We start from the raw sequence: 7,334 nt of genomic DNA, 5'->3' as shown, positions 1-7,334 counted from the left end.
CCCAGACTGTTGAAGCTGTCCCACTCTCAGCTAAACAGCCTACAAAAGATCGTCCCGTTTGACTTGTTCAAAGGCTTCTTTGCCATCATTGAGCTTGTCCCAGATGACGACTTTTCCTTCTTTGAGAGATTGTTGAACATCAATAATCCGCTGGTTGGATGAACCACGAAACTGCAACATCAGGTTGCGTTTGCTCTTATCATAGCGCCCATCGACCAGAATATCAATCAGTGAGAGAAGCTCTAATTTGTCTGGCGTTTCCAGCATCAGCTCTTCCCAAGTGTAACCGGTCCAAGACCAGATATCTTTGTCGGGTAGCTCTTTTCTCACGCGCTTGACCAAAGGCAACAGGATGCCAGTGTTGAGAAAGGGTTCTCCCCCAAGCAGGGTCAAGCCCTGGACATAGGGTTGGGCCAGATCAGCCATGATCTGCTCTTCTAACTCTTTGGTGTAGGGAATACCTGCATTGAAAGACCAGGTGGCTACATTGTAACATCCCTCACAGTGAAACATGCATCCGGCCACATAAAGAGAGTTACGCACTCCTTCTCCATCGACAAAGTTAAAAGCCTTGTAATCAATGATGCGCCCTTGACTCAGTTCCTCACTCTTCCATTCGCCTGGTTTAGGTGTATTCCATGTCATCCTTCTACTCCACTTCTATCCAATAACGCTCCGTTCCATTTCGAACATCCTCCAACTGGCCACCATTAGCTAAGATAACAGCTCGGCTGGCAGGATTTTCCGTGCTACATGTCACCAGAGCACGATGAATGTTCTTTTCTTTAGCCACTTGCAGACCTTGATGAAGAGCTTCCTTGGCATAACCTTTTCCCCTTTCAGAAGGGCGAATAGAATATCCTATATTCCCTGCATAATTCAGCAGTCCTTCATTCAGTCTCAATCGTAAATTTAAAAAACCTAAAGCATGGCCTGATTTATCAAACAATACGAACTGAATTGATGGGACGCGATTTTCAGGCAATCCTATTCCCATTTCTTTATTAAGGTTAGTTTCTAGCCACTTCTCATAATCAAAGTTCTCAGCATCCCAAAAGCCGCCGTCGTGCGCTGATTGGGCCTCTTCGAACTCTGCCATCATGTTTAGAATGGTTTCTTTATCTGCTAGTGTAGGTCTGCGTAATTCCATCTTTACCTCCCCATATGAGAAAAGCGAGAGCGGACTCTCACTTTTTCTTATTTTTATTTAAAAATTGCTCTCTCAGGCTGGCTACTCGGTTTTTTTTATTGATTCCACCCTTTGAATGCTTTTCGTGGAATCGTTGAACCTGGGCCTTGCCCTTATCGTCTAATTGGTATTTTCCCATAATATCCTTTTCTAATCTGTCACTTCATGTCCACCATACTTGATAGTAGACCCGTTCATGTGTTTGACACGCGCAGCGATTTCCTTGTGGCGGCCATTGACCATCGGACGAGCTTGAGGGTTTCCTAGATAACCACAAGTTCGTTTGACTACATCTACCGTTTTTGGATCACTATTGCCACAATTTGGACAAGCAAATCCGCGCTCAGTCGGCGTGAAATCTCCTTCAAAATCACACTTGTAACAACGGTCAATCGGCGTATTAGTCCCGAGATAACCGACCCGGTCATAGGCATAATCCCAAACCGCTTCAAGGGCTTTTGGATTTTGTTGGAGCACAGGATACTCACAATAGTGGATAAAGCCACCAGACGCCCCAGCTTCTGGATAAACTTTTTCAAAATCCAACTTCTCAAATGGCGTTGGGTTCTTACGAACATCGTAGTGGAAACTATTGGTGTAGTATTCCTTGTCTGTGATATCCGGAACCTTACCAAATTTCTCCGTATCCAGACGACAGAAGCGGTCTGTCAAGCTTTCTGACGGTGTCGAATAAATAGAGAAGTGGTAATCATACTGTTCAGACCATTCTTCCACGCGCGCTTTCATATCCTTGATGATATCGATCGTGAATTGTTTGGCTTCTGGATTATGTTCCCAATTTGGGCCATAAAAGACGGTTGCGACTTCGTAGAGTCCGATATAACCAAGAGAAACAGTCGCTCTGCGATGACGGAAGAGCTGATCTACCTGATCATATTTGCCCAAGCGTTTCCCGAAAGCCCCATATTGGTAGAGAATCGGTGCATTGGCTGGTGTCGCTTCTTTGGTGCGTTCCACCCGGTAAACCAAGGCATCCTCAGCGATATTCATCCGTTCATTAAAGATTTGCCAGAACTTTTCTTTGTCACCTTCAGATTCAAGAGCAATCCGTGGAAGATTGACCGTCACGACTCCAAGATTCATTCGGCCAGAATTAACTTCCACACCATTCTCGTCCTTCCAACCTTGAAGGAAAGAACGACATCCCATCGGAACCTTGAAAGAGCCTGTTAATTCGACAATTTTGTCATAAGACAAAACGTCCGGATACATGCGCTTCGTCGCACATTCCAAGGCCAATTGCTTGATATCATAGTTAGGCGTTCCAGGCTCTAGGTTGAGGCCCCGCTTGAGGGTAAAGATCAGTTTTGGAAAAATAGCAGTCCGATGTTCCGATCCAAGACCCTTGATCCGAATTTCCAGAATCGCCTTTTGAATTTCCCGTTCGAAGCGATTGGTTCCAAGACCAAAACCAAGCGAAGTGAAAGGAGTTTGTCCGTTTGAAGTAAAGAGGGTATTGATCTCATATTCCAGTGATTGCATGGCATCATAGATATCTTTTTGAGTCTTGCTCCAAGCATAGTCCTCTTGCTTTTCAGGGAGCACCCACTCTTTGGCATCTGCCAAGTGTTTTTGGTAGTTCTTTTCTGCATAAGGGGCCAGGACCTCATCGATCCGGTCAGCCGAGCAACCCCCGTACTGACTAGAAGCTACATTGGCAATAATCTGCGAGATCTGTGCCGTTGCAGTTTGGATAGATTTAGGACTTTCTACTTCTGCATTCCCAATCTTAAAGCCATTTTTCAGCATACCTTCAAAATCAATCAAACAGCAGTTGGTCATCGGTGTATAAGGGCTATAGTCCAAATCATGGTAGTGGATATCCCCTTTTTGGTGGGCATTGGCTACGTGTTTAGGCAACATTTTGAGACCAATAGACTTACCGACAATCCCCGCCGTCAAGTCCCGTTGCGTATTAAAGACATCGCTGTCCTTATTGGCATTTTCATTGACGACGGCTTGGTCTTTATTGAGGAGTTTACCAATCGTAAAGTTGATATCCGTCGCTTTTGAACGCTCAAAATCCCGCTGGGTCCGGTAAGTGATATAGCTCTCAGCAATTGCGTATTCATTGGCTTGAAGTAACTCGTGTTCGACCACATTTTGAATCTCATAGATCTTCACGCCATTTGGAAAGCGCTCCAAAATTTCTGCAATAATACGGTCAACAATGGCCTCTAGTTTGGCTTCCATCACCGGAGTGAGAGAAGTCACTTCTTTTGTCGCCTTTAACAAGGCTTTATAAATTTTTTCAACATCGAATGGAACCCGACGGCCATCTCGTTTTTCTACAAAAATATCAGGAGCCATTCTCAGTTGTTCTTCTCTCAAGGTGATCATCGCAAATTGCCTTCTTTCATTACTTTTACATCATACAAGATGTATTATACCACTAGAAAAATAAAAATCAATATCTTGTGGAAAAATTTGTAGAAATCTTTCTAAAACACAAGATATTGATTTTATTAAGAGGCTTGATAGACTTTGAAATGAGAATATTTCTTGTCTACAAGACGGTAATTTGCTTTCAAGAGTTGCTTCATCTCAGTGGTCAGTTCGACCTGATTATTCACCACAATATACTTCGGTTGGGCTCGATCGATTTGTTGGATCACATTGGTCCGGTTCTCGTTAATCCCTAGATAGGAAGTCGGTGTCAATAAAGCTGAAGCGGATAGGCGTTGGCTCTCTTGATAAAGAGTCGCCGTCGTATCCCAAGCATAGATGGTATCCTTTTTCTTACTATGGTCTTGGATATAGCTGGCAATGGCACTCCGCTCACTGGATTGTCCTGGTTGAAGAACCAAGTCCTGAGCGATTGGATAAGCGATTAAATAGACAAAGGCTACTAGAGGCAAGAAAGCTTGGCTGGTGAAGTAAGCAGACCAGACTTCCTTGGTTTTCCCCTTACGAGCGCGGCGTTTTGTAGACTCGCTTTCTTCCCCATCTCGTGAAAACCAAATGGCAAACAAGGGAAGGACAAATGGCAACATTTGTAAAAATTGATAAGCTCCTTGCTCAGGAAGACCGATCGAAATGACGAAGACGACCAAACATCCTACCCAGCCAATAAAGCGGAAGATCCGTAGCTGCGTATTTTTTTGCTTGTTAAAGGTCATCAAAAATGCCGAGACAAGCCCCAAGGTAAGGGCCAATAAGCTGTAATAAATCCCATTGCTAAAGGCTTGTCCATTGCTATAATTTAAGGCATTCAAGACATAGGTCACTTGGTTAATGGCATAGCCAAAGGTCTGATTCCAAACAGTCACATAGCCGATCGGATAAAAGACAATCGAAAAACCAAGTAAGACTGCTAAGAATTGATAAAAGCCACGCGCCCATCTCTTTTGCTTGATATTGAAGGCTGTTAAACCAAGAAAGGCCAAGAGGTAAAACAAGGCGCTGGTCATTGGTTCGATCAAGAAGGCAATCGCCGCCATCGCTCCATAGACAACGAAGGCTTCATCCTTACGATGCCCAATGAAATAAGCCAAGATCAGATTCATACTTGCAAACAAAACAGGAAGGCTAAAGAAGGTCACATAAGTCCCTCCAAAACCAAGAGCCAGTAGCAAGAAATAAAAGAGCAATTGAACATTCTGAGCAGTTGCTTTATTCGCCACCAGCAAGCGCACCATCTGATACAGAGAAGTTCCTGCATAAAAGAGGGCAACTGCCTGTAGCATCACCAGAATCCAATGGCCACCTGCTAGGCTGCCAAGCCAGTTGATCACATAATAAAGAAAACCATTGGTCCCATAAAAATCACCAAATGGAGCTTGACCTCTCGTCATCGCCCAACCTGCATAGAGATTTTGAGACTGCTGATTGGTGGCAAAGCGCGTCAAAAATGGCAAACCAACATGCAACAAACTAAGCAAGATACTACAAATCAAAGGAATCACAACCGGTACTGGACGCTTCCATTGACGGTGGGCATGTCTAGGCTCTTCTTCCACCTCAGATTTTGTCGCTGTTTCTTCTAGCACTGGTTTTGCAGCTTCACGCGCATGACGACTCATCCGGCTCAAGGTTTGTTCTTGTTTTGGCTCTGAAGTTTCCTCCACGACCGGTTCAGACTCAGGCTCAGATACAGCCGTGGTGACCGGCTCTTCTAAGACTTCTGCCCGACTCCCATGCATTGGCTCTTCTTCTCGAAAGACTGACTTGTCTAGCACTTCACGAATTTCACGTGTATCTTGGAAACTATCTCCAACGTGAATGCCCAATTTTTTCGAAGTCATTTCTTGCTCTTTTTCGCTCATTCTTTTTCCTTTTCCTAGATGTTCCTTTTGCTCTTTCATTTTCAAAAAAACTCATTTCCTTCTCTAGTATACCAAATTCTACTGTCTCTGTCAGCCTCTTACAGTCATTTGAAAAAGAGCCGAGATTATCTCTCGAACTCTTTCTCACTCGTTCTACTCTTCTTACAACATTGGCGCAAATAATTGCATGATTTCTTTGATTAAACTTTGGTGCCAAGTAAAGCGGAAGGTATCCTCGGTAATCTCTTGAGACACTTCAAAGATGTGTTCAAAGTCCGCTCGTATGTCTTTCAAAGCTGGTGTTTGATACATCCAAACCGCATTCTCATAGTGATGGACCAAACTCCGATAGTCAAAATTAATCGACCCTACAACCGCTACTTCATCGTCCGCCAAGACTTGCTTGCTGTGAATAAAGCCAGGTGTGTATTCATAAATTTTCACCCCAGCATCCATCAGATCTAAGTAAGCCCCACGTGTAACGATTTGAATCAACTTCTTATCTGGGATATGAGGCGTTACGATTCGAACATCTACCCCACGAAGGGCTGCATTTCGAATATCCTCTGTCAAATCATAGTCAATAATCAAGTAGGGCGTTGTGATGTAGACGTAATCTGTCGCTTGGTTGATAATATTCTGGTAAACCGTTTTTCCGACCTGGGATTTGTACATTGGCTTAGGACCACTTCCATACGGGATATAGAGGCCTTGGCCTTCAACCGCCTTATTCTCAATATGGTAGCGATCAAAATCCTCAATTTCTCCACGGTTAATGTACCAGTTCATCAAAAAGAGCCGCGTTAGGGCCTTGACTGCGCGCCCATCCAAGCGAACAGCACTATCCTTCCAGTGACCAAAACGCTCGATATGGTTGATATACTCATCTGCTAGATTGACCCCGCCCGTATAGCCAACTTGACCATCGATGACCAAAATTTTGCGGTGGTCCCGATTATTGTAGGCTACGGTCAAACGTGGAATCACTTTATTAAATTTATGCGCATCAATCCCCATTTTTTGCAAGCGACGAGTGTAATTTCCGGACAAGGTTGCCATGCAGCCGATATCGTCATAAAGAAGTTTCACCTCGACCCCTTCTTTAATCTTCTGCTCTAAAATCTCCAGAATACTATTCCACATCAAGCCTTCATCAATGATATAAAATTCGATAAAGATAAATTTTTTTGCAGCTTTCAGATCCTCTAGGAGTTGCTCATACATGTTTTCCCCAAGGGGATAAAAGGTCGAAGCTGTTCCATTATAGAGATCTGCATTGTGGTCCATGGATAGAATGGATTTGACCATACCATAAACTGCCTTGCTCTCTTGCTTGAGTTCCGCGCGTAATTGTTTGCTATTGTCTTCTCGAAACTTCATTGATTCCATATTTTTCAGCTGGGCCATTTCTTTTTTGGACAGGCGCCGTTCGCCAAACATGAGATACAAGAGGGAGCCAAAGACAGGAATCACGGCAATCAAGAGCCAAGTCACCTTGTTTTCCGGAGGGGTATTGCGATTCACTATGGCAAGAATCGTCGTCACATACAAGAGCCCAATGACCGCCACAGACAGCCAGTGCGGAAACCATTTGTTTAGCCAGAAGAAGCCCGCAAAGGAAGCCCATAGTTCAAAGCCCATAAACAAGATACTAAATCCATACTTGGACATTAAGAGACGTAATTTTCGAAAGGTCACAAACATCCTCCTTTTTCTTTCTACTAGTATAACAATTCTTCTTTTCCGATGCAACGTCCAGCCAAATCTCTATTAGGGAAGAGCAAAAACAAGTAAAAAGAGAGTGGGACAGAAATCGGTCATTCGTTAGAATTCGATTTCATCGTCCCACCTCCGCACAG

At 43.9% G+C, this 7,334-nt stretch carries 6 protein-coding genes; all 6 read right to left on the bottom strand.

The genetic code is table 11. From position 1 onward, the window contains the following. Positions 1-39: 39 nt before the first annotated feature. The 6 genes from nrdG to cls all read right to left on the bottom strand — a co-directional run bounded on the left by nrdG (position 40) and on the right by cls (position 7,173). Positions 40-645, bottom strand: coding sequence for an anaerobic ribonucleoside-triphosphate reductase activating protein (nrdG, locus tag BTU61_RS03865; protein ID WP_187538400.1), 606 nt, complete (start codon positions 643-645; stop codon positions 40-42). 4 nt (positions 646-649) lie between these two features. Further along, positions 650-1,150, bottom strand: a complete 501-nt coding sequence (locus BTU61_RS03860) for a GNAT family N-acetyltransferase (RefSeq protein ID WP_200772405.1) — start codon at positions 1,148-1,150, stop codon at positions 650-652. A gap of 37 nt (positions 1,151-1,187) precedes the next feature. Next, entirely contained in the window at positions 1,188-1,328 is a 141-nt protein-coding gene (locus BTU61_RS03855) for a hypothetical protein (protein WP_200772404.1), read from the bottom strand. 11 nt (positions 1,329-1,339) lie between these two features. Next, a complete protein-coding gene (gene nrdD, locus BTU61_RS03850) occupies positions 1,340-3,550 on the bottom strand; it encodes an anaerobic ribonucleoside-triphosphate reductase (RefSeq protein WP_200772403.1) in 2,211 nt (736 codons plus the stop codon). Positions 3,551-3,675: 125 nt separating this feature from the next. Further along, positions 3,676-5,475 (bottom strand): MFS transporter, encoded by a 1,800-nt coding sequence (locus BTU61_RS03845; RefSeq protein ID WP_200772402.1) that lies wholly within the window; start codon positions 5,473-5,475, stop codon positions 3,676-3,678. Positions 5,476-5,637: 162 nt separating this feature from the next. Next, positions 5,638-7,173, bottom strand: a complete 1,536-nt coding sequence (gene cls, locus BTU61_RS03840; RefSeq protein ID WP_200772401.1) for a cardiolipin synthase — start codon at positions 7,171-7,173, stop codon at positions 5,638-5,640. Positions 7,174-7,334: the final 161 nt, after the last annotated feature.

Source organism: Streptococcus lactarius (assembly GCF_016642265.1).
In the GTDB taxonomy this organism is placed as follows: domain Bacteria; phylum Bacillota; class Bacilli; order Lactobacillales; family Streptococcaceae; genus Streptococcus; species Streptococcus lactarius.
This window is presented reverse-complemented; position numbering and strand designations above follow the sequence as displayed.

Coding starts and splice junctions, on each gene's coding strand:
- nrdG (WP_187538400.1), bottom strand. CDS start 645: ATGACATGGAATACACCTAAACCAGGCGAATGGAAGAGTGAGGAACTG.
- BTU61_RS03860 (WP_200772405.1), bottom strand. CDS start 1,150: ATGGAATTACGCAGACCTACACTAGCAGATAAAGAAACCATTCTAAAC.
- BTU61_RS03855 (WP_200772404.1), bottom strand. CDS start 1,328: ATGGGAAAATACCAATTAGACGATAAGGGCAAGGCCCAGGTTCAACGA.
- nrdD (WP_200772403.1), bottom strand. CDS start 3,550: ATGATCACCTTGAGAGAAGAACAACTGAGAATGGCTCCTGATATTTTT.
- BTU61_RS03845 (WP_200772402.1), bottom strand. CDS start 5,475: ATGAGCGAAAAAGAGCAAGAAATGACTTCGAAAAAATTGGGCATTCAC.